Origin of the sequence: Gemmata algarum (genome assembly GCF_034097035.1) — a bacterium.
GTDB classification, from domain to species: domain Bacteria; phylum Planctomycetota; class Planctomycetia; order Gemmatales; family Gemmataceae; genus Gemmata; species Gemmata algarum.
In genome coordinates this window covers 1-1,749 of sequence record NZ_JAXBLV010000069.1, presented here as the reverse complement: position 1 = coordinate 1,749, position 1,749 = coordinate 1, and the positions used below count along the sequence as shown (strand labels likewise).

The following is a 1,749-nucleotide window of genomic DNA, read 5'->3' as shown; positions in this document are numbered from 1 at the left end:
TGATCTTTGACAAGTGGGTGCGTGAGATCTGTTTGAGGTGGGTTAACGCCGTTGAGTGGGTGTTAACTCCATCTCGGATCGGGTCGCAGCGAAGTGGGTCGGGCCGCGAGGCTCGGTCCGCGAGGTGCGACGCGGTCCAAGTGAAGTCGACACCGAACAACGGCCGGATTGAACTCGACCAAGTCGCCTCCGGGAGACCGGGGGTGCGAAAATTAACTTGAAGGGTTTGATTCTGGCTCAGAACGAACGTTGGCGGCATGGATTAGGCATGCAAGTCGGGGGAATCCCGCAAGGGGGAACCGGCGTAAGGGGCAGTAAGGCATGGGTACCTACCCGGGGGTTCGGGATAGCCATCAGAGATGGTGGGTAATACCGGATGACCTCGTGAGAGCAAAGATTCATCGCCCGCGGAGGGGCCCATGTGATATTAGCTAGTTGGTGGGGTAACGGCCCACCAAGGCGAAGATGTCTAGCGGGTGTGAGAGCACGACCCGCGCCACTCGCACTGAGACACTGGCGAGACACCTACGGGTGGCTGCAGTCGAGGATCTTCGGCAATGGGGGCAACCCTGACCGAGCGATGCCGCGTGCGCGATGAAGGCCTTCGGGTTGTAAAGCGCTTTAGTGGGGGAGAAAAGCCGAAAGGTGTGATCTATCCCAAAAATAAGCTCGGGCTAAGTTCGTGCCAGCAGCCGCGGTAAGACGAACCGAGCGAACGTTGTTCGGAATCACTGGGCTTAAAGGGCGCGTAGGCGGGCTATCAAGTCTGGGGTGAAATGCCGCGGCTCAACCGCGGAACGGCCTCAGATACTGACGGCCTGGAGGGAGGTAGGGGCATGCGGAACTGTAGGTGGAGCGGTGAAATGCGTTGATATCTACAGGAACTCCGGTGGCGAAAGCGGCGTGCTGGACCTCTTCTGACGCTGAGGCGCGAAAGCTAGGGGAGCGAACGGGATTAGATACCCCGGTAGTCCTAGCCCTAAACGATGGGTACTAGATAGTAGGCCGGATATGGGCTTACTGTCGAAGTTAAAATGCTAAGTACCCCGCCTGGGGAGTATGGTCGCAAGGCTGAAACTCAAAGAAATTGACGGGGGCTCACACAAGCGGTGGAGCATGTGGCTTAATTCGAGGCTACGCGAAGAACCTTATCCTGGACTTGACATGTGCGAAAGCGCTCGGCAGTAGGACCCGGAAACGGGAACGGACCCCAGCAATGGGGGGACCGAGCACAGGTGCTGCATGGCTGTCGTCAGCTCGTGTCGTGAGATGTCGGGTTAAGTCCCATAACGAGCGAAACCCTTACCTTTAGTTGCGACCCTCGCGGGCACTCTAGAGGGACTGCCGGTGTCAAACCGGAGGAAGGCGGGGATGACGTCAAGTCCTCATGGCCTTTATGTCCAGGGCTGCACACGTGCTACAATGGTGTACACAGAGTGAAGCGACTCTGCGAAGAGGAGCCAATCACAGAAATTACACCCCAGTTCAGATCGCAGGCTGCAACTCGCCTGCGTGAAGCCGGAATCGCTAGTAATCGCGGGTCAGCAACACCGCGGTGAATGTGTTCCTGAGCCTTGTACACACCGCCCGTCAAGCCACGAAAGAGAGGGACGTCCGAAGCCACCTTCACCGGTGTCGAAGACGGACTTCTTGATTGGGACTAAGTCGTAACAAGGTAACCGTAGGGGAACCTGCGGTTGGATCACCTCCTTTCTAAGGATCCTGACAACCAGATCGTGTGGCTCGAGC

General features: G+C 57.6%; 1 rRNA gene. It reads left to right on the top strand.

From position 1 onward, the window contains the following. The first annotated feature begins 214 nt into the window (after positions 1 to 214). A 16S ribosomal RNA gene (locus tag R5W23_RS07595) occupies positions 215 to 1,713 on the top strand. Positions 1,714 to 1,749 lie beyond the last annotated feature (36 nt).